General features: G+C 30.5%; 18 protein-coding genes and 16 tRNA genes. 33 read left to right on the top strand and 1 reads right to left on the bottom strand.

What is annotated here, in order from left to right; translation table 11 throughout:
* The first annotated feature begins 10 nt into the window (after positions 1-10).
* The 12 genes from rplQ to tsaD all read left to right on the top strand — a co-directional run bounded on the left by rplQ (position 11) and on the right by tsaD (position 11,557).
* Positions 11-361, top strand: coding sequence for a 50S ribosomal protein L17 (rplQ, locus tag GIL12_RS07540; protein WP_163469880.1), 351 nt, complete (start codon positions 11-13; stop codon positions 359-361).
* 164 nt (positions 362-525) lie between these two features.
* Positions 526-1,860, top strand: coding sequence for a butyryl-CoA:acetate CoA-transferase (locus GIL12_RS07535; RefSeq protein WP_163469879.1), 1,335 nt, complete (start codon positions 526-528; stop codon positions 1,858-1,860).
* Between the two features lie 139 nt (positions 1,861-1,999).
* Complete coding sequence (locus GIL12_RS07530; RefSeq protein WP_163469878.1) at positions 2,000-3,580, top strand: NAD(P)/FAD-dependent oxidoreductase; 1,581 nt, start codon at positions 2,000-2,002, stop codon at positions 3,578-3,580.
* A 15-nt stretch (positions 3,581-3,595) separates the two neighbouring features.
* Entirely contained in the window at positions 3,596-4,801 is a 1,206-nt protein-coding gene (gene hydF, locus GIL12_RS07525; protein ID WP_163469877.1) for a [FeFe] hydrogenase H-cluster maturation GTPase HydF, read from the top strand.
* Between the two features lie 20 nt (positions 4,802-4,821).
* Positions 4,822-5,604 (top strand): EFR1 family ferrodoxin, encoded by a 783-nt coding sequence (locus GIL12_RS07520; protein ID WP_163469876.1) that lies wholly within the window; start codon positions 4,822-4,824, stop codon positions 5,602-5,604.
* A 162-nt stretch (positions 5,605-5,766) separates the two neighbouring features.
* Positions 5,767-6,519 carry a 30S ribosomal protein S2 gene (rpsB, locus tag GIL12_RS07515; protein ID WP_163469875.1) on the top strand — a complete coding sequence of 251 codons (753 nt, stop codon included), beginning with the start codon at positions 5,767-5,769 and terminating at the stop codon, positions 6,517-6,519.
* A gap of 22 nt (positions 6,520-6,541) precedes the next feature.
* Positions 6,542-7,429, top strand: coding sequence for a translation elongation factor Ts (gene tsf, locus GIL12_RS07510; protein ID WP_163469874.1), 888 nt, complete (start codon positions 6,542-6,544; stop codon positions 7,427-7,429).
* A gap of 69 nt (positions 7,430-7,498) precedes the next feature.
* Complete coding sequence (pyrH, locus tag GIL12_RS07505; protein ID WP_163469873.1) at positions 7,499-8,209, top strand: UMP kinase; 711 nt, start codon at positions 7,499-7,501, stop codon at positions 8,207-8,209.
* A gap of 18 nt (positions 8,210-8,227) precedes the next feature.
* Complete coding sequence (gene frr / locus GIL12_RS07500; protein WP_163469872.1) at positions 8,228-8,788, top strand: ribosome recycling factor; 561 nt, start codon at positions 8,228-8,230, stop codon at positions 8,786-8,788.
* A gap of 108 nt (positions 8,789-8,896) precedes the next feature.
* Positions 8,897-9,166, top strand: a complete 270-nt coding sequence (locus GIL12_RS07495; RefSeq protein WP_163469871.1) for an ACT domain-containing protein — start codon at positions 8,897-8,899, stop codon at positions 9,164-9,166.
* Positions 9,167-9,181: 15 nt separating this feature from the next.
* The gene (locus GIL12_RS07490) at positions 9,182-10,540 is read left to right on the top strand and encodes a PFL family protein (RefSeq protein WP_163469870.1); all 1,359 of its coding nucleotides are present in this window, start codon (positions 9,182-9,184) and stop codon (positions 10,538-10,540) included.
* A gap of 9 nt (positions 10,541-10,549) precedes the next feature.
* A complete protein-coding gene (tsaD, locus tag GIL12_RS07485) occupies positions 10,550-11,557 on the top strand; it encodes a tRNA (adenosine(37)-N6)-threonylcarbamoyltransferase complex transferase subunit TsaD (RefSeq protein ID WP_163469869.1) in 1,008 nt (335 codons plus the stop codon).
* A gap of 50 nt (positions 11,558-11,607) precedes the next feature.
* Here the strand turns inward: tsaD and GIL12_RS07480 are convergent, their stop codons facing one another.
* Complete coding sequence (locus GIL12_RS07480; protein WP_239056082.1) at positions 11,608-12,963, bottom strand: DUF1576 domain-containing protein; 1,356 nt, start codon at positions 12,961-12,963, stop codon at positions 11,608-11,610.
* A gap of 87 nt (positions 12,964-13,050) precedes the next feature.
* Between GIL12_RS07480 and GIL12_RS07475 the strand changes: the two genes are divergently transcribed.
* The 21 genes from GIL12_RS07475 (at position 13,051) to GIL12_RS07375 (ending at position 20,400) form a co-directional block, all read left to right on the top strand.
* Positions 13,051-13,371 carry a GIY-YIG nuclease family protein gene (locus GIL12_RS07475; RefSeq protein WP_163469867.1) on the top strand — a complete coding sequence of 107 codons (321 nt, stop codon included), beginning with the start codon at positions 13,051-13,053 and terminating at the stop codon, positions 13,369-13,371.
* Between the two features lie 144 nt (positions 13,372-13,515).
* Positions 13,516-13,604 (top strand) — tRNA-Leu (locus GIL12_RS07470).
* Positions 13,605-13,612: 8 nt separating this feature from the next.
* Positions 13,613-13,688: transfer RNA gene (locus GIL12_RS07465), tRNA-Met, on the top strand.
* A gap of 25 nt (positions 13,689-13,713) precedes the next feature.
* Positions 13,714-13,789, top strand: a tRNA-Gly gene (locus tag GIL12_RS07460).
* A 5-nt stretch (positions 13,790-13,794) separates the two neighbouring features.
* Positions 13,795-13,870: transfer RNA gene (locus tag GIL12_RS07455), tRNA-Lys, on the top strand.
* An 11-nt stretch (positions 13,871-13,881) separates the two neighbouring features.
* A tRNA-Arg gene (locus GIL12_RS07450) sits at positions 13,882-13,958 on the top strand.
* Positions 13,959-14,011: 53 nt separating this feature from the next.
* Positions 14,012-14,088 (top strand) — tRNA-Ile (locus tag GIL12_RS07445).
* A gap of 6 nt (positions 14,089-14,094) precedes the next feature.
* Positions 14,095-14,169: transfer RNA gene (locus GIL12_RS07440), tRNA-Glu, on the top strand.
* 8 nt (positions 14,170-14,177) lie between these two features.
* Positions 14,178-14,261, top strand: a tRNA-Ser gene (locus GIL12_RS07435).
* Between the two features lie 24 nt (positions 14,262-14,285).
* Positions 14,286-14,361: transfer RNA gene (locus GIL12_RS07430), tRNA-Phe, on the top strand.
* Positions 14,362-14,364: 3 nt separating this feature from the next.
* Positions 14,365-14,440 (top strand) — tRNA-Val (locus tag GIL12_RS07425).
* Positions 14,441-14,447: 7 nt separating this feature from the next.
* Positions 14,448-14,525, top strand: a tRNA-Asp gene (locus tag GIL12_RS07420).
* 210 nt (positions 14,526-14,735) lie between these two features.
* Positions 14,736-16,151, top strand: coding sequence for a pyruvate kinase PykF (gene pykF, locus GIL12_RS07415; RefSeq protein ID WP_163469866.1), 1,416 nt, complete (start codon positions 14,736-14,738; stop codon positions 16,149-16,151).
* Positions 16,152-16,178: 27 nt separating this feature from the next.
* Positions 16,179-17,477, top strand: coding sequence for a phosphopyruvate hydratase (eno, locus tag GIL12_RS07410; RefSeq protein ID WP_163469865.1), 1,299 nt, complete (start codon positions 16,179-16,181; stop codon positions 17,475-17,477).
* 187 nt (positions 17,478-17,664) lie between these two features.
* On the top strand, positions 17,665-18,882 hold the full coding sequence (locus tag GIL12_RS07405) for a DUF819 domain-containing protein (protein WP_163469864.1): 1,218 nt from the start codon (positions 17,665-17,667) through the stop codon (positions 18,880-18,882).
* 198 nt (positions 18,883-19,080) lie between these two features.
* Entirely contained in the window at positions 19,081-19,872 is a 792-nt protein-coding gene (gene minD / locus GIL12_RS07400; protein WP_163469863.1) for a septum site-determining protein MinD, read from the top strand.
* Between the two features lie 70 nt (positions 19,873-19,942).
* Positions 19,943-20,018: transfer RNA gene (locus GIL12_RS07395), tRNA-Thr, on the top strand.
* A gap of 8 nt (positions 20,019-20,026) precedes the next feature.
* Positions 20,027-20,101: transfer RNA gene (locus tag GIL12_RS07390), tRNA-Glu, on the top strand.
* Positions 20,102-20,119: 18 nt separating this feature from the next.
* Positions 20,120-20,204, top strand: a tRNA-Tyr gene (locus GIL12_RS07385).
* 12 nt (positions 20,205-20,216) lie between these two features.
* Positions 20,217-20,292, top strand: a tRNA-Val gene (locus GIL12_RS07380).
* Positions 20,293-20,322: 30 nt separating this feature from the next.
* A tRNA-Asp gene (locus GIL12_RS07375) sits at positions 20,323-20,400 on the top strand.
* The last annotated feature ends 132 nt before the right edge of the window (positions 20,401-20,532 follow it).

Genomic DNA, 20,532 nt, shown 5'->3' with positions numbered 1-20,532 from the left:
AAGCTAACTAATGAATCATAACAAATCATATAGAAAGTTAGGTAGAAGAGCAGATCACAGAAAAGCTATGCTTAAAAATTTAACTATCTCATTAGTAAGAGAAGAAAGAATAGAAACTACAGTTACTAGAGCTAAAGAACTTAGAAAATTCTTAGATAGAATGGTTACTTTAGGTAAAAAAGGAACTTTAGCTGACAGAAGAAGAGCTTTTGCATTCTTGAGAGATGAAGAAGCAGTAGCAAAATTATTCAATGATTTAGCACCAAAGTATGCAGAAAGAAATGGTGGATATACTAGAATAATTAAAACTTCTGTAAGAAGAGGAGACTCTGCAGAATTAGCTATTATAGCTTTAGTTTAAAATATAAAGATAAAAAGGGACTTTTAAAGGTTCCTTTTTTTTTATTATAGAAATTCAAAAAAACTTGAAAGAATATGATAATTGTAGTAAAATCAATTGATTGGTTTTGTTTTTAGAGGTATAAGATGATTATAGAAATAATAATATTTTAAGGGGTGAATTTAATGAAAAATTTAGAGCAAGAGTATAAAAAGAAATTAGTTTCAGCTGAGGAAGCAGCCGCTACAATACAATCAGGTTCCTATGTGGATTATGGTTGGTGTACTTGTACTACTGTAGCAGTGGATAAAGCCTTAGCTAAAAGAATGCCACAATTAAAAGATGTAGTTTTAAGAGGTGGAATTTTATTAAAAGAACCAGAAATATTTAAGATTGATAAACCAGAAGACCATTTCACATGGAATTCATGGCATACTACAGGAATCGAAAGAGCAGCTATAAAAAAAGGGTTTGGATTCCACGGTCCTATAAGATATTCTGAACTTCCTAGATATTATAGAGATGGAGGAGCAAAAGTTGATATTGCAGTTTTCCAAGCAGCACCAATGGATGAATTTGGTAATTTCAATTTTGGGTTAAGTCCTTCTCATATGAGAGCAGTTTGTGAAAGTGCAAAAAAAATAATTGTAGAAGTAAATGAAAAAGTGCCAGTATGTTTTGGTGGATTTGAAAATAGTATAAATATAGCAGATGTGGATATGATTGTTGAAAGTGAAAATAATGATATTCCTATTTTACCAGCTCCAACACCAACAGAAGTTGATAATAAAGTGGCAGAGCAAATAGTTGAAGAATTATTTGATGGATGTTGTATTCAACTGGGAATAGGGGCAATGCCAACTGCTGTAGGTAGTTTGATAGCTAAATCTAACTTGAAAGATTTAAGTGTACATTCTGAAATGTATGTTGATGCTTTTGTTGAAATGTCAAAAGCTGGAAAAGTAACAGGTACTAATAAATCTTCAAATAGATTTAGACAAGTATTTACTTTTGCTGCAGGTGGAAAAGAAATGTATGATTTTTTAAATAAAAATCCTGAGGTAATGGCAGCACCAGTTGACTATGTTAATGATGTAAGAGTAATCTCTAATATAGACAACTTTATTTCAATAAATAATGCTGTAGACATAGATCTATTTGGACAAGTAAATTCTGAAAGTGCAGGAACTAAGCATATAAGTGGTGCAGGTGGTCAACTTGACTTTGTATTAGGTTCATATTTATCAAAGGGTGGAAAAAGTATAATTTGTTTATCTTCAACATTCAAAGATAAAGCAGGAAACTTATGTTCAAGAATTAAACCTCTTTTAGATAAAGGTTCCATTGTAACTGATACAAGGGACAACGTACAATTTATAGTTACTGAGTATGGAAAAGTAAATTTAAAAGGAAAAACAACTTGGGAAAGAGCAGAGGCATTAATTGGAATAGCTCATCCTCAATTTAGAGAAGAACTAATAGAAGCAGCTAAAAAAATGAAAATTTGGAGAAAAAAATAGTACTTAAAATATAAAAAAAATACCAGTTTTCTAGAGCACCTAAAATCTAATTTATCTAAGATTTTAGGTGCATTTTTTATAGCTAAATTAACTAAGAAATAAAAATAAGAATATGGTATAATTTTTTTGAGGTGATTTATTGAAAGTAAATATAAATAATATAACAGTATTTTTTGAAAAAGATCAAGAAGAAGAAATAAAAAAAGAGTTAATAAAAAGTGGAATAGGAAAAAATAACATAAAAAGTTATAAAATAATTAAAAAATCAATTGATGCAAGAAAAAAAAGCAATATAAAATTTGTCTATAATATACAAGTTGAATTAATAAATGAGATAGATTTAAAAAAATTAAAAAATGCTTCTATTGTGAAAGATAAGAAGATTGAAAGAAAAGTAGCTATTAATAAGGATACAAAAATCTTAATTATAGGTGCAGGGCCTTCTGGGTTATTTGCAGCATTAAGATTAGCAGAACACGGTTATAAGCCTATTATAATAGATAGAGGAGAAGATATAGATAATAGGGATAAAACAATAAATAAATTTATAAGCGAAGGAAAATTAGACAAAAATTCTAACATTCAGTTTGGAGAAGGTGGAGCAGGAACATATTCAGACGGAAAACTTAACACTAGAATTAAAAGTCCATATATTGATAAAGTTTTTTTAGAATTTATAGAATGTGGAGCAGATAGTAAAATTTTTTGGGAAAACAAACCTCATATTGGAACTGATAGATTAAAAGTTATCATTAAAAATCTTCGAGAAAAAATAATTTCATTAGGGGGAGTTTTTTATTTTAGAAACGAATTAACAGATATTGTAATTACAGATGGAAAAGTTAGAAAAGCAATAATAAAAAATGATAAAAATGAAATAGAAACCTTAGAAATAGATAGTATTATTTTAGGAATAGGGCATTCTTCTAGAGATACATATAGGATGCTAAATAAACATAAAGTAGCAATGGAAAATAAAGCTTTTGCTATTGGAGCTAGAATAGAACATTTAAGAAAAGATATTGATAAAATGCAATTTGGTAAATTTGCAGGAGATCAGAGACTAGGTGCAGCAACTTATAATTTCACATATAATAATAAAGAAGAAAACAGGGGAACTTTTTCTTTTTGCATGTGTCCAGGTGGGGTAATAGTAAATGCAGCCTCTAATCCTAATGGAACTTTAGTTAACGGGATGAGCTACTCTCAAAGAGATGGGAAATTTTCAAATTCAGCTCTTGTAGTGGGAATAAAGGAAGATGAATTTGGAACAGAGTTATTTTCAGGAATGAAATTTCAAGAAGAGCTAGAGGAAAAAACCTATAAATTAGTTGAAAACTACGGGGCATTGTATCAAAGTGTTCCTGATTTTCTAGAAGGAAAGATAACAAAATCTCAAATAGAAACAAGTTATAAAATGAAAAAAGTTTCTTATGATTTAAATAAATTATTTCCAGAAGTAATTACAAGAAATATGAAAAAAGCCTTATTACACTGGGGAAAACAAAGTAAAATTTTCATATCAAAAGGAGCCAATTTAATAGCTCCTGAAACAAGGACATCATCTCCAGTTAGAATTTTAAGGAATGAAAAAGGGGAATCAATTAATATAAAAGGATTATATCCAATAGGAGAAGGTGCAGGATACGCTGGAGGAATAATGAGTGCAGCTGTTGATGGAATAAGAATAGTAGAGTTATCTTTTTTAAAAGAAGTATAAAAAGGAGGTCAAAGAATGGAGACCACTCCAAATTCAAATAGATTTAAAATAACAATAATAGGATCTACAAATGCTGGGAAATCTTCACTTCTAAATGCAATTACAGATCAAGAAATATCAATAGTTTCAGATGTAAAAGGAACAACTACAGACTCTGTAAAAAAAGCTATGGAATTTTTACCTTTTGGCCCTGTATTATTTATAGATACAGCTGGTTTTAATGATGATTCTAAATTAGGGACTTTAAGAACAGAAAAAACGATAAAAGAAATCAGAAGTTCAGATTTCGTTATTTACGTTATTGATGGAAGGAATTTTAATTTAAAATTATACAATGAAAATATTTTAATTTTAAAGAAATACTCAATTCCATATATAAATGTTGTAACAAGAGAAGAAAAGTTAAATTTAATACAAAAGAAAGAAATAAAAAAATTAATTAAAAATTGTTTCTTTGTAAATACAAATGATAGAAGTTCTATTTTAAATTTTAAAGAAATATTGTTGGAAAATTTAAATGTATTAGAATCAGAACCAGGATTATTAGATGGAATATCAAGTTATGGAGATACTATAGTTATGGTCATTCCAATAGATTCAGAAGCTCCAAAGGGAAGGTTAATTCTTCCTCAAGTTCAATTATTGAGAGCAGCTTTAGATAAGGGAGTTAAAAGTATAGTCTGTAGAGATACAGAATTAGAAGAGATACTAAATGAAAAGAAAAGAACTGATATTTCTTTGATAATAACTGATTCTCAAATATTTAAAAAAGTTGATAAAATGGTCAATGATAAATTTCCTTTAACTAGTTTTTCTATAATTTTCGCTAGGCAAAAGGGAGATTTAAAAAAATTAATTTCAGGAATAGAAAAAATTAATAGTTTGAAAGATGGAGCTCAAATTTTAATATCTGAAAATTGCACGCATAATACTTCCCACGAAGATATAGGAAGAGTAAAAATTCCTAAATTATTAGAAAGAAAAACAGGGAAAAAATTTCGTTTTAGTTTTTCAGCTGGGAAAGATTTCCCGAAAGATCTAAAAAAGTATGATTTAGTAATTCATTGTGGAGCTTGCATGATTACAAAAAAAAATATGGAGATTAGAATTAACGAGTGTGAAGAAGAAAATGTTGAAATTACAAATTATGGATTAATTTTAGCATATTTATCAGGGATTTTAGAAAAATCAATAAACTCAATTTTAGAATACAAACAATAAATTTATGGAGATGATCAAAAATGTGTAAGGAAATTCAAACTGTAAATGTTTTTTATTTTAGTCCTACCCAAACAACAAAAACTGTTGTTCAAAATATTGCCCTTGGAACAAATTTGAAAATAAATGATAAGGATTTAACCTTTGTGGAAAAAGATGTAAAGGACTATAAATTCTCTGAAAAGGATTTAGTTATAGTGGGAGTACCTGTTTATGCTGGAAGAACTCCAAAAGTTGTTAGAAAGGCTTTAAGTAAAATAAAAGGAAATAAAACTCCAATTGTTTTAGTAGCAGTATACGGCAATAGACATTATGATGATACATTAATAGAAATGAAAGACATTTTTGTGGAAAATGGATTTAAAGTTGTTGGAGCAGGAGCATTTTTAGGAGAACATTCTTACACTGATAAAGTAGCTACAGGGCGTCCAAATAAGGAAGACACAGAAAAAGCCTTTAATTTTGGGAAACAAATTGTTGAAAAAATAAAAAAAGCTAAAACAATTGAAAACATAGAAGTTCCAGGAAATAGACCTTATAAAAAAGATGGAGAAAAAAAGAATATTGCTCCTTTACCAAATGAAAATTGTAAAGGATGTAATGTTTGCTCTGAGGTTTGCCCCACTGGAGCCATTTCCAAAGAAAATACAGGAATAGTTGATGTTGAAAAATGTATTCAATGTTGTGCCTGCATAAAAATATGTAATTTTAATGGAAGAGAATTTAAAGGAAATCCATTGGAAAAATCAATAAATTTTTTAGAAACAGAATGTGATAAATATAAAAAAATAGAGTTATTTATATAAAAAGAGTAAGAAAATCAAAGGATAAGGTTGACAACATAAATGATAAATGATAAAATAAAATGCTATAAAAAGCACGCTAATTATTTCTGAACATGGTGCTCATTTGAGTTGTTCAGTTTTCAAGATTAGCGGAAGATTAACCAAAAACTAGGAGGAATAAAAATGGCAGTAGTTACAATGAAACAATTGTTAGAATCAGGAGTTCATTTTGGACATCAAGCAAAAAGATGGAATCCAAAAATGAAAAAGTATATTTTTACAGAAAGAAATGGGATTCATGTAATTGATTTACATAAATCATTGAAAAAAATTGAGGTTGCTTATTCAGTAGTAAGAGATATAGCAGCTGAAGGTGGGCACGTTTTATTTGTTGGTACAAAAAAACAAGCTCAAGATACAATAAAAGAACAATCTGAAAGAGCAGGAATGTATTATGTAAATAATAGATGGTTAGGTGGAATGTTAACTAACTTTGGAACTATCAAAGGAAGAATAGCAAGACTTAAAGAATTAACTAAAATGGAAGTAGAAGGTGTATTAGATAACTCTTATACAAAAAAAGAAGCTTCTAAATTAAGAAAAGAATTAGATAAATTATCTAAAAATTTAGCAGGAATTCAAGATATGCCAGGATTACCAAAAGCGTTATTTGTTGTTGACGTAAAAAAAGAAGCTTTAGCAGTAGCAGAAGCTAGTCACTTAGGAATCCCAGTAATAGCTATGCTTGATACTAATGTAGATCCAGACCTAATTAATTATCCAATTCCTTCAAATGATGATGCTATAAGATCAGTAAAATTAATGACTACATTAATGGCTAATGCAGTTATAGAAGGTAAACAAGGTGCTGAAGAAAAAGCAGCAGAAGCAAAAGCATTAACTGAAGAAGTTTCAGAAAATGGAGCTGCAAAATAATTTTTAAGGGGGAAAAAAGAACATGCAAATCACAGCTAAATTAGTAAAAGAATTAAGAACAATGACTGGAGCTGGAATGATGGACTGTAAGAAAACACTTACAGAAACAGACGGTGACATAGAAAAAGCTGTAGACCTACTAAGAGAAAAAGGTATGGCTAAAGCTATAAAAAAATCAGGAAGAGTAGCTTCAGAAGGATTAATTTTTGATGGTGTTTCTGATGATCATAAAAAAGCAGTAGTTTTAGAATTTAATGCAGAAACAGATTTTGTTTCTAAAAATGATGAATTCAAAAACTTTGGAAAAGCTTTAGTAGAAATAGCTTTAAATAAAGAAATTTCAACTGTTGAAGAATTAAAAGCTGAAAAATTAGCTGATGGGAAAACAGTTGAAGAATCATTAGTTGCTCTAATTTCTAAAATTGGAGAAAACATGAATATTAGAAGAATGGAAAAGGTTGTTACAACTGGTTTTGTTACTACTTATAATCATTTAGGTGGAAAACTAGGAGTAATAGTTGAAATGTCAGGGGAAGTTACACCTGAAAGATTAGAAAAAGCAAAAGGAATTGCTATGCATGCAGCAGCAATGAACCCTGGATACTTACGTGAAGAAGATGTAACAACAGATATGTTAGAACATGAAAAAGAAATAGCTAGAAAACAATTGGAAATGGAAGGTAAACCAGCTCAAATTATAGAAAAAATATTAATTGGAAAAATGAGAAAGTTCTATGAAGAAAATTGTTTAGTTGATCAAATTTATGTTAGAGCTGAAAATAAAGAAACAGTTGCAAAATTCGCAGGAGACATGAAAGTAATGTCTTTCACTAGATATAAAGTGGGAGAAGGAATTGAAAAGAAAGTAGAAGATTTCGCAGCTGAAGTTGCAGCTCAAATTAAAGGATAATACTTCTTAAGAAGATAAAACATGGGATGCAATAGCATCCCTATTTTTTTAAAAAAATAGGAGGAAAGAATGAAACCTGTGTATAGCAGAATATTACTAAAATTAAGTGGAGAGGCATTAATGGGGGATCAAGAATTTGGAATATCATCTGAGGTAATTTCTTCATATGCTAAACAAATAAAGGATATAGTTGATTTAGGAGTTGAAATAGGTGTAGTTATAGGTGGAGGAAATATTTTCAGAGGACTTTCAGGAGCTGAGCAAGGTGTGGATAGAGTTACTGGGGATCATATGGGAATGTTAGCTACTGTAATTAATTCTTTAGCTCTTCAAAATTCTATAGAAAAACTAGGAGTTCCTACAAGAGTATTGACAGCTATAGAAATGCCTAAAATAGCAGAACCATTTATAAAAAGAAGAGCCCAAAGACATTTGGAAAAAGGAAGAGTAGTGATATTTGGAGCAGGAACAGGAAATCCATATTTTACAACTGATACAGCAGCAGCTTTAAGAGCTATAGAAATAAATGCAGATATTGTTATAAAAGCAACAAAAGTTGATGGTATTTATGATAAAGATCCAGTTAAATTTGAAGATGCAAAAAAATACGAAACAATAACATACACAGAAGTTTTAAATAACGATTTAAAAGTAATGGATGCAGCTGCTATTTCTTTATGTAGAGATAATAAACTTCCTTTAATAGTTTTTGATTCTCTTAAAGAAGGGAATATAAAAAAAGTTGTTTTAGGAGAAAAAATAGGAACAGTAGTATTATAAAAATGGGGAGGATAGATAATGAGTAAAGATATTTTGATTAAAGAATGTAAAGAAAAAATGGAGAAAACAGTTGAAGCAACAAAAATTAGATTTACATCAATTAGAGCTGGAAGGGCTAATGTTTCTATGTTAGATGAAATCAAAGTTTCACAATATGGATCTGAGATGCCATTAAATCAAGTGGGTACAGTATCAGCTCCAGAAGCAAGACTTTTGGTTATTGATCCTTGGGATAAATCAATAATTCCATCTATAGAAAAATCAATTATGGTAGCTAACTTAGGTTTAACACCAAATAATGACGGAAGAGTAATAAGATTACTAATTCCTGAATTAACAGCTGATAGAAGAAAAGAATATGTAAAAATGGCTAAAAAAGATGCTGAAGAAGGTAAAGTTGCAGCTAGAAATATTAGAAAAGATATAAATAATAGTTTAAGAAGATTGGAAAAATCAGAAGAAATAACAACTGATGAATTAAAAGATGCTGAAGAAGAAGTTCAAAAAATTACAGATAAAGTAATAAAAGATATAGAAAAATTATTAGCTTTAAAAGAAAAAGAAATAACAACAGTCTAACACTAAATCATAAAAACACCATAAATATTTATGGTGTTTTTATGATTTAGTGTTTTTTTAATAAATAAACTATGCTATAATGTATAATAAAATTATGGGAGGCAAAAAATGAAATGTATAATTACTGTTTTAGGAAGCGATAAAGTTGGTATTATAGCAAAAATATGTACTTATTTAGCAGAAAAAGAAATAAATGTTTTGGATATATCTCAAACCATAATAAAGGGTTATTTTAATATGATGATGATAGTTGAAATAACAAAAGAACTTCAAACAACAAAAGAAATACAGGGGAAATTAACAGATATAGGGGAAGAATTAGGAGTTATTATAACTATACAAAATGAAGAAATATTTAATTGCATGCACCGTATTTAATTATAGGAGGGATATATGATTTCAAGAGGAGAAATAATAGAAACTAATATGATGATATCTGAAGAAAATCTGGATGTTAGAACTATAACTATGGGTATTAGTTTAATGGATTGCGCAGATTCAGATATTAATAAATTTAATGAAAAAATATATAATAAAATAATAAAATATGCTAAAAATTTAGTTGAAGTGGGAGATGACATTGCAAAACAATTTGGGATACCAGTTGTTAATAAAAGAATATCTATAACTCCAATAGCAATAGCAGCAGCAGGGTGTAAAACTGATTCCTATGTTAGCGTTGCCAAAACTTTAGATAGAGCAGCAAAGGAATGTGGTGTTAATTTTATAGGAGGTTTTTCTGCCTTAGTTCAAAAAGGATATACAAAATCAGATAAAATTTTAATAAATTCAATTCCTGAAGCAATGAAAGTAACAGAAAGAGTATGTTCTTCAGTTAATATAGGAACAAGTAGAAATGGAATTAATATGGATGCCATTAAGGAAATGGGAATAATAATAAAAAAGACAGCAGAATTAACAAAAGATCAATCTAGTATTGGTTGTGCAAAATTAGTTGTATTTTGTAATGCTGTGGAAGATAATCCATTTATGGCTGGAGCTTTCCATGGATTAGGTGAAGCAGAAGCTGTTGTAAATATTGGAGTCAGTGGTCCAGGAGTTGTAAAAAAAGCATTAGAATCAGTTAGAGATTCAGATTTTGAAAATTTATGTGAAGTAATAAAAAAGACAGCTTTTAAAATAACTAGAGTAGGTCAATTAGTAGCTCAAGAAGCAGCTAAAAGATTAGGTGTAGAATTTGGAATAATAGATTTATCCTTAGCTCCTACTCCAGCTGTTGGAGATAGTATTGGTGAAATTTTTCAAGAAATGGGATTAGAACAACCTGGAGCTCCAGGAACAACAGCAGCTTTGGCAATGTTAAATGATAATGTAAAAAAAGGTGGGGTTATGGCATCTTCTTATGTTGGGGGATTAAGTGGAGCTTTTATTCCAGTTAGTGAAGATCACGCCATGATAAAAGCTGTTGAATTGGGAGCTTTAACATTGGAAAAATTAGAAGCAATGACTTGTGTATGTTCTGTTGGTTTAGATATGATAGCTATTCCAGGAAATACATCAGCATCTACAATATCAGGAATAATAGCAGATGAGGCAGCAATAGGAATGATAAATAATAAGACAACAGCAGCTAGATTAATTCCAGTTATAGGAAAAGATGTGGGGGAATATGTGGAATTTGGAGGGCTACTAGGTTACGCTCCAATAATTTTGGTAAATAAATTTAGTTGTGAAAAGTTTATCAATAGAGGAGGAAGAGTACCAGCTCCAATACATAGTTTTAAAAATTAGGGAGGATAAATGTTAATATTGGGAATAGAATCATCTTGTGATGAAACATCAATAGCCATAGTTAAAGATGGAAAGGAAATTTTATCAAATAAAATATCATCTCAGATAGAGATCCATAAACAATATGGTGGAGTTGTTCCTGAAATAGCTTCAAGACAACATATAAAAAATATAGCAGCAATATTACAAGAAAGTTTAGAAGAAGCCAAGGTTACTTTAGATGACATAGATTACATTGGAGTGACATATGCCCCTGGATTGATAGGAGCTCTACTTGTTGGAGTTTCATTTGCTAAGGGATTAGCTTATGGTAAAAATATTCCTTTGATCCCTGTGCATCATATAAGAGGGCATATATACGCTAATTTTATAGAAAACGAAGTTGAATTACCTTGTATTGCTCTTGTAGTTTCAGGAGGGCACACTAACATAATATATATAGATAAGGATTCTAATTTCAAAAATTTAGGTGGAACATTGGATGATGCAGTTGGAGAAACTTATGACAAAGTGGCTAGAGTTTTAGGTATAGGATATCCTGGAGGGCCAGTTATAGATAAAATGTATTATGAAGGAGATCCTAAATTCCTAAAAATTACAACTCCAAAAGTAGGAGAATATAATTTTAGTTTTTCTGGAATAAAAACATCTGTTATAAATTATGTAAATAAGATGAATATGAAAAAAGAATATTTTAAACCAGAAGACTTAGCAGCTTCCTTTCAACAAAAAGTTGTAGATATTTTATGTGATAAAGTATTAAAAGCTTATGATGAATATCCAGTTAATAATATAATAATAGCAGGTGGAGTTGCAGCTAATTCTTTGTTAAGAAAGAATTTAAAAGAACAAGGCGAAAAAAAAGGAATAAAAGTTTTTTATCCTTCTATGAAATTATGCACAGATAATGGAGCTATGATATCTTTAGCTGCTTACTATAAAATAAAGAATGGATATAAAAAAGAAATTGATTTAACTTTGAATGGAATAGCTACATTGGGAATAGATAAAATATAAGAATCTGAGACCTCTATATAGGATAATTAACCTATATAGAGGTTATTTTTTTACAATTTATCTTCTATATTTTTAAATTCATTTGGCTTGACTTTTTTGCTATGTATTAATTTTATTATTTCTTTTCTTTTTTTGAAAAATTTCAATTCTTTTTTTGCAGCTCGTTCATTTAAAGTTCTTAATATAGGTAGTAAGAACCCAGCAACAATACCAGCAGAAAATCCATTGTTATATAAATTTAGACCCCCGTGGATAGTCCCTATAGTTGTTACAACAGTAAGGTGCAACCAACCAGCAACAATACCCCAGAAAATTCCAAAAACCCCTGAAATAGGCGCAAGAGAAGTTCCAAATAGTCCAGAAAGAACTATAGTGAAAGAATTAAAATTAGTACCAGTTAGACCAGCTAAGCTAACTCCAATTAAAATAGGAATAGTGTTCATGTAAGTTTTTCCATGAGCTGAAAAACCTACAATAGTAAATATTCCAGCTAGCATTGGGCCATTTAAAGGTTCACTAAATATCATAACAAATCCAAGGGAAATAAATCCCATAATCCCCATATTTAAAAATGTCAATCCATAACCATAATTATTTATAAAATCGGCTTCAAGACCAGGATCTTTGACTAATTCTTTATATCCTTTAAGAGAATAGTCATTTATAAAAAATCCAATAATTAGAAAAATAAAAAAAATAAAACAACAAATTAACTTTATTGTGAAATCATATTCTGTTGAAAGTATTTTTCTAGAGGCAACATTAAAACCATAGGATTTTAAAATACTATTTAAGATGGTTCCTAAAATACCAGCAGTAAATCCCATATTATAAAGGTTATATCCTTCATGAAAAGATTTCATTTTTTTAGCTAATGGACTAATTATGAAACCAATAAAAATTCCAAACATAATTCCATTGATATAAGAAAATTCAAAAGAATTGGTGCTAAATGCAATTTCACTGATAAAAGGTGCTAGAGCAGTAGCAAAAGAAATACGTATAAAAATATCTCTAAAGGGAATTCCTTCGTATTTACTATAGATAATTCCTCCAATGTATATTGGCAAAATATTTAGAATATTTTTTCCAAAAAAAGAAAACCCAAAAACAGTGAATAAAGAAGCTAGAACAATTCCAGAAATCTCTATTTTTAAAATTTTAATAATAGAAAAATTAAGAAATAAAATCAAAAAAGCATTTAAAAACCCCCCTCCAATACCACCTACTACAAGAAAATCAGTAATCAAAATGGATTGAGATTCCATAATTCTTCTCAGACCTAATAAGACATTTTCATTATATGTGAAATGAACGTAAGTTAAAAAAAATGCAAAAAAAACAATAATTAACAAAATAGAAAGTTCATAGGCATAAAATTTTCTTTTTCCTTTTAAATTATCCAAAAACATCACTCCTTTTAAAAATATATGATAAAATAAATTATGTTGAATAGATTATAACTTATTTTATATTTAAAAAGAAGGAAGAAAATGAAAAATTGGTATGTTTATATTTTGAGATGTAAAGATAATAGTTTGTATACTGGGATAACTAACAATATTCAAAAGAGATATCAAAAGCATAAATCTGGAAAGGGAGCAAGATACACTAAAATAAAAGGTGTTGAAAAAATAGAAATAATTTTTACTTTGGAAAATAGAAGTGAAGCTTCAAAAATTGAATATTTTATAAAAAGAAAAAATAAAAAATATAAAGAGTTATTAGTTAAAGATGAAAAAGAACAAAAAAAGTTTATAAAAAATATTAATGAATTTTATGAGATAAAAATTCAAATAGAGACTGAAAAGTAAGGGCTAGTTTTGATAACTACAACAATAATAATTAAAAATCATAAAAAAATCATAAAAAAGTCAATAAAAATAGTTGACACAAGATAGATTATATGATATTATTATTCTTGTCTTGAGGGAAAGAAAAACATCTTAACTTAAGAAGCCTGGGTGGCGGAACAGGTAGACGCACGGGACTTAAAATCCCGTGGTATCTTGATACCGTGCCGGTTCGATTCCGGCCCTAGGCACCACAATATAACGCGGGGTAGAGCAGTTGGCAGCTCGTCGGGCTCATAACCCGAAGGTCATAGGTTCAAGTCCTATCCCCGCCACCAAATAAATAATAGATTTCAAACATATGCGGGAATAGCTCAGTTGGTAGAGCGTCAGCCTTCCAAGCTGAATGTCGCGAGTCCGAATCTCGTTTCCCGCTCCAAATATGCGCCATTAGCTCAGTTGGTAGAGCACACGACTTTTAATCGTGTTGTCACAGATTCAAATTCTGTATGGCGCACCATCTATTCATTTGTGTCTGTAGCTCAGCTGGATAGAGCAACGCCCTTCTAAGGCGTGGGTCAGGGGTTCGAATCCCTTCAGACACGCCATATAGAAAAAAAGAATACTTATATTTAACACATGGTAGATTGTAGAAACTTATGGATCTATAGCTCAGCTGGTTAGAGCACTCGGCTCATAACCGAGTGGTCATTGGTTCAAATCCAATTAGATCCACCATTTTATGCCCCGTTCGTTCAACGGTTAGGACATCAGATTTTCACTCTGAAGACAGGGGTTCGATTCCCCTACGGGGTACCATATGTGCTGGAGAGCTATCCTAATTGGTAAGGAATCGGTCTTGAAAACCGACGCCGTAAGGCTTCAGAGTTCGAGTCTCTGGTTCTCCGCCATTTTTTTTTAGAATTTAATATTTTGGCCAGATAGCTCAGTCGGTAGAGCAGGGGACTGAAAATCCCCGTGTCGGTGGTTCGATTCCGCCTCTGGCCACCACTTGGTCGCATAGCTCAGTTGGGAGAGCACCTGCCTTACAAGCAGGGGGTCACAGGTTCAAGTCCTGTTGTGACCACCATTATTGCGGGGGCGTAGCTCAGTTTGGTTAGAGCACCAGCCTGTCACGTTGGGGGTCGCGAGTTCGATTCTCGTCGCTCCCGCCATTAAGATATTTAAGAAGATGTTATGCATCTTCTTTTTTTTATATTTATATATATAGATGATTAAGGATATTACGGAAAAGGATAAAAAAATGCTCGTTAATAAAATTGACAAAAGAACCTTTATTGTTTAAAATTTAAACATAATATATAGAATATTTATTATAGTTTTATTGTGGGTGTGTAAATAAAAAAAATTATTGAGGTGATTTTGTGAAGAAGACAAAAATAGTTTGTACTATAGGTCCTAAAAGTGAGTCTAAAGAAATGTTAACAAAGCTTATGCAAGCAGGAATGAATGTTATGAGATTAAATTTTTCTCATGGTAATCATGAAGAACACGCTAAGAGAATAGCAACATTAAGAGAAATAAAAGCAGAAACAGGGTTAAAAGCAGCAATACTTTTAGATACAAAAGGCCCTGAAATAAGAACTATAAAGTTGGAAAATGGGAAAGATGTTAAATTGGTTTCTGGGCAAAAGTTTATAATTACTACAGATAAAACTGTTGTAGGAAACAATGAAAAAGTAGCAGTTACTTATGATAATTTTGCAGCAGATTTATCAATTGGAAATATAGTGTTAATTGACGATGGACTATTGGAAATGAGAGTAGATTCTATTGAAGGAAACGAAGTTAAGTGTACAGTCTTGAATAATGGTGAATTAGGAGAAAATAAAGGAGTAAACCTTCCTGATGTCAATGTTAGTTTACCAGCTCTTTCTAAGAAGGATGTTTCAGATCTTAAGTTTGGATGTAAACAAGGGGTAGATTTTGTAGCAGCATCTTTTATTAGAAAAGCTGAAGATGTTAAAGAAGTTAGAAAAATACTTACTGAAAATGGTGGAGAGGCAATTAAAATAATTTCTAAAATAGAAAATAAAGAAGGATTAGATAATTTTGAGGAAATATTAAAATATTCAGATGGAATAATGGTCGCTAGAGGAGATTTAGGAGTTGAAATTCCTGTTGAAGAAGTTCCGTTTGCTCAAAAAATGATGATAGAAAAATGTAATGAAGCTGGAAAACCAGTAATAACTGCAACTCAAATGTTAGATTCAATGATAAATAATCCAAGACCAACTAGAGCAGAAGCTAACGACGTAGCAAATGCAATTTTAGATGGAACAGATGCAGTTATGTTATCAGGAGAAAGTGCAAAGGGAAAATATCCAGTTGAAGCTGTGAAAGTTATGACTAGAATAGCCGAAAAAACAGATCCATTATTATATAGTAATGTTGATTACGAAAGAAAAGATAGACTAACAATTACTGAAGCAGTTGCTAAGGGTTGTGTGGATGCTGCAGAAGTTTTAAATGCTAAATTAATAGTTGTTGGAACAGGATCAGGAAGAGCAGCTAGAAGTTTAAGAAAATATTTTCCAACAGCAAATATAATGGCAATAACAAATAGTCAAAAAGCTTTTAATCAATTGCTTTTAACTAAAGGGGTAGTACCTTATTTAAGTGGAAATATAAAAACTCTAAAAGAATTTATGGAACATGCAGAAAAAGCAGCTGTAGGACTAGGACTAGTTGAACAAGGAGATATTATAGCAGCAACATGTGGTGAAGAAGTGTTTATTCAAGGAACAACAAATACATTAAAGATAATAGAAGTTAGATAAATTATACAATATTTTAAGGAGGAAGAAATGACAGATATAATTGATGTAATGGCCAGAGAAATATTAGATTCAAGAGGGAACCCAACTATAGAAGTTGATGTAGTTTTATCATGTGGAGCTAAAGGAAGAGCAGCAGTTCCATCAGGAGCTTCAACAGGTATACATGAAGCGGTTGAATTAAGAGATGGGGACAAATCAAGATATTTAGGAAAAGGAGTTCTAACAGCTGTAAAAAATGTTAATACTGAAATAAAGGCAGCTTTACTAGGTATGGATGCTTTAGAACAAGTTAAAATTGATAAAATGATGATAAAGTTAGATGGGACTAAAAACAAAGGAAGATTAGGGGCAAACGCTATATTAGGTGTATCTTTAGCTGTAGCTAAAGCAGCAGCAGAAGCAGAAGGAATGCCATTATACAAATATTTAGGTGGAGTTAATGCAAAAGAACTACCTCTTCCAATGATGAATATATTAAATGGTGGATCACATGCTGATTCAGCTGTAGATGTTCAAGAATTTATGATTCAACCAGTGGGAGCAAAGGATTTTCATGAAGCAATGAGAATGGGAGCTGAAGTTTTCCATAATTTAGGTAAATTATTAAAAGCTAATGGAGATTCCACAAATGTTGGTAATGAAGGAGGATATGCTCCAGCTAATATAAATGGTACAGAAGGTGCTTTGGATATGATGCTTGAAGCTATTAAAAAATCAGGATATGAACCAGGAAAAGATATAACTTTTGCAATAGATTCTGCATCTAGTGAATTTTATAACAAAGAAACTGGAAATTACGAATTCAAAAGAGAAGGTGGAATTGTAAGAACTTCAGATGAAATGATTGATTGGTACAAAAAATTAGTTGAAAAATATCCAATAACATCAATAGAAGATGGTTTAGCTGAAGATGACTGGGATGGATGGAAAAAATTAACAGCAGCTATAGGAGATAAAATTCAAATAGTTGGAGATGACTTATTTGTAACTAATACAGAAAGATTAGCAAGAGGAATAAAAGAAAAATCAGCAAATTCAATTTTAATAAAACTTAATCAAATAGGAACATTAACAGAAACTTTAGATGCTATTGAAATGGCAAAAAGAGCAGGAATGACTGCTGTTGTTTCTCATAGATCTGGAGAAACAGAAGATGCAACAATAGCTGATTTAGTAGTTGGAGTTAACGCAGGACAAATAAAAACAGGTTCAACTTCAAGAACTGATAGAATGGCGAAATATAATCAATTGTTAAGAATTGAACAAGAATTAGGAGAAATGGCTCAATATAACGGAATGGATGTTTTTTACAATATATGTAAATAATTTTTAAATTAAGGTAGCTATCTATTTTTGATAGCTACCTTTTATTTTAATCATTATTTCAAGATAAAATTTTGAAAATTATGGTTAACATGGTATTATAATAGGGTAAAGTTATAAAAAATCATATTAATTGTTAGTGAACAAAACAATTAATATGGTAAATTTCATTATTTATAGGGAGGGTTGTATGATAACAAGTATTTACAGTTATTTTTCATTATTAATTTTATTTGTAACATTGGTATTATTTTTACAAATTAAAGTTAAGTTATCTATTTTCAAATTTATTCCAGGGTTAACATTTATTTACTTTGGCGGAATGATAGGGGCATCATTGCATATATGGCAATTGACACCTGAAATTTCACACTTTATAAGTGGATTGAAGTATTATTTACTACCAATGATGTTATTTTTATTGCTGTTAAAAAATGATATAAGAGATATTTTTAAATTAGGTCCTAAACTAGTTGGATCATTTTTAGCTGTAACAGCCAGTATAATAATAGGATTTATAATTGTTTTCATGGCATTTAAATCTAAATTAGATGTAGATGCATGGCAAACATTTGCAATACTTTCTTCATCTTGGGTAGGTGGCTCAACAAATATGGCTGCTGCTCAAGTTGGATTAGGTGTACAAGAAGGATCTCAAGCATTAACTTATGCCTTCTTAATGGATAATATATGTGCCTCTTTTTGGTTAATTATGCTAATTACTTTAGCTCCAATGAGAGAAAAATTTAATAAATTCTCAGGAGCTCACAGTGCAGATGTAGATGAAATTATTAGAAGCATTCATTTATCAGCTGAAGCAAATGAAGATAAAAGAGATTATGAATTTATGGATTTCATGTTAACTTTAGGATTAGGATTGGGAGTTGCAGGTATAGTTTTAGTTCTTGGAAAACAAGTTGTTCATCCATCAACACTAGAAAAAGGAGCTTTCTTTTATGGATTAAGAAGTTTCTTCAGTGGTTCTGGATGGGTAGTTATATTAGCTACTATATTTGGATTAATAGGTAGTACAACACCATTGAAAAAAATTAAAGGAACAGATCATATAGGAAGTGTTCTTTTGTATGTTGTAGTTGCCTTAATTGCAACAGCAACAGATTTTTCAACTATTAGTTTTAGTGAAGCAGCAATCTATATAGTTGCAGGATTGATAATTTTAGGATTCCATTTAATAGTTTTATTAATTATGGCTAAAATCTTTAAATTAGATTTATATATTTGTGGAATAGCTTCCCAAGCAAATATAGGAGGTACAGTATCTGCCCCTATATTAGCAGGAACTTACGATGAAGCTTTAATTCCAGCAGGATTAATGATGGGAATATTAGGTTCTGCCATAGGTACAGTAACAGCTCTAATATTAGCAAAATTATTAATTATGCTATAATAATTTAAATCTAGTGAAAAGTACTAAAAGAGTATGCTTTTAAATATCAATTTAAGAGTATACTCTTTTTTATATCCATAAGAAAAAAATGATGGTATAATTATAAAAAATCTAAATAAATTCGTATTGAATGATAAAAATTAGTGTGGTATACTTTAATATATGCTAGAAAAGGAAACAGCATTTAGGAGGGAAATTATGGGAAAAGTACTAGTTGTAACATCTGGGAAAGGTGGAGTAGGAAAAACTACAACATCAGCCAATATAGGAGCAGGATTAGCTCTTAAAGGTAAGAGGGTTTTGCTTGTAGATACTGATATAGGTCTTAGGAATTTAGATGTTGTTATGGGATTAGAAAACAGAATAGTTTATGATATAGTTGATTTAATAGAAGGACGTTGTAAGATAAAACAAGCACTAGTAAAAGATAAAAGAAATACAAATTTAAGTCTATTACCAGCAGCTCAAACTAGAGAAAAAACAGATATTACTCCAGAACAAATAAAGAGTTTGATAGAAACTCTTAGAGAAGATTTTGATTATATTATAATGGATTGTCCTGCAGGAATAGAACAAGGTTTTAAAAATGCAATAGTTGCTGCAGATGAAGCTATAATAGTAACTACTCCAGAAATGTCAGCTGTAAGGGACGCAGATAGAGTTATAGGATTATTAGAAGCTGAAGAAATAAAAAAAATAACCTTAATTGTTAACAGAATAAAAATAGAAATGGTAAAACAAGGTAATATGTTAAGCGTTGATGATGTCTTAGAAATACTTAGAATAAAACTTCTTGGAATAGTTCCTGATGACGAGAGTATAGTTATTTCAACAAATAAAGGGGAACCATTAGTTTATAAAGGAAAATCTCTAGCAACTGATAGCTATAAAAATATTGTAGGTAGAATTTTAGGGGAAGATATTGAATTTTTAGATCTAGACATAGGAAGAGGATTTTTGAGGAAAATAAGAAGTATCTTTGGTAATTAGATTGCTTTAAATTAGAAAAAAAAATTTGACAATGAATAGAGATTATGATATCATTAAATGCAATCTTGATGCCGCTTTAGCTCATCTGGTAGAGCAACTGACTTGTAATCAGTAGGTGACTGGTTCGATTCCGGTAAGCGGCACCATTTTTTTTGCCCCGTTCGTTCAACGGTTAGGACATCAGATTTTCACTCTGAAGACAGGGGTTCGATTCCCCTACGGGGTACCATAACAAATTAATAGTGTCGGTGAGGTTCCCGAGTGGCCAAAGGGAGCAGACTGTAAATCTGCCAGCTCAGCTTTCGAAGGTTCAAATCCTTCCCTCACCACCATATTTAAATTTAGGTCGCATAGCTCAGCTGGGAGAGCACCTGCCTTACAAGCAGGGGGTCACAGGTTCAAGTCCTGTTGTGACCACCATAAAATCAAATAAAATTAAATAAAATAAATGGGGGCGTAGCTCAGTTTGGTTAGAGCACCAGCCTGTCACGTTGGGGGTCGCGAGTTCGATTCTCGTCGCTCCCGCCATTTAAAATAATGGTTCTTTGTCAACTGGTGTTGGTGGAGAAAAATAAAAAAATAAATAATGTTTTTGTTCCTTCAGCTTTATGCTGAAGGAATTTTTATTTTTGTTAAATTGCTATAAATTAAAATTCTATT

Source organism: Fusobacterium sp. IOR10, from assembly GCF_010367435.1.
Lineage (GTDB): Bacteria > Fusobacteriota > Fusobacteriia > Fusobacteriales > Fusobacteriaceae > Fusobacterium_B.
This window is presented reverse-complemented; position numbering and strand designations above follow the sequence as displayed.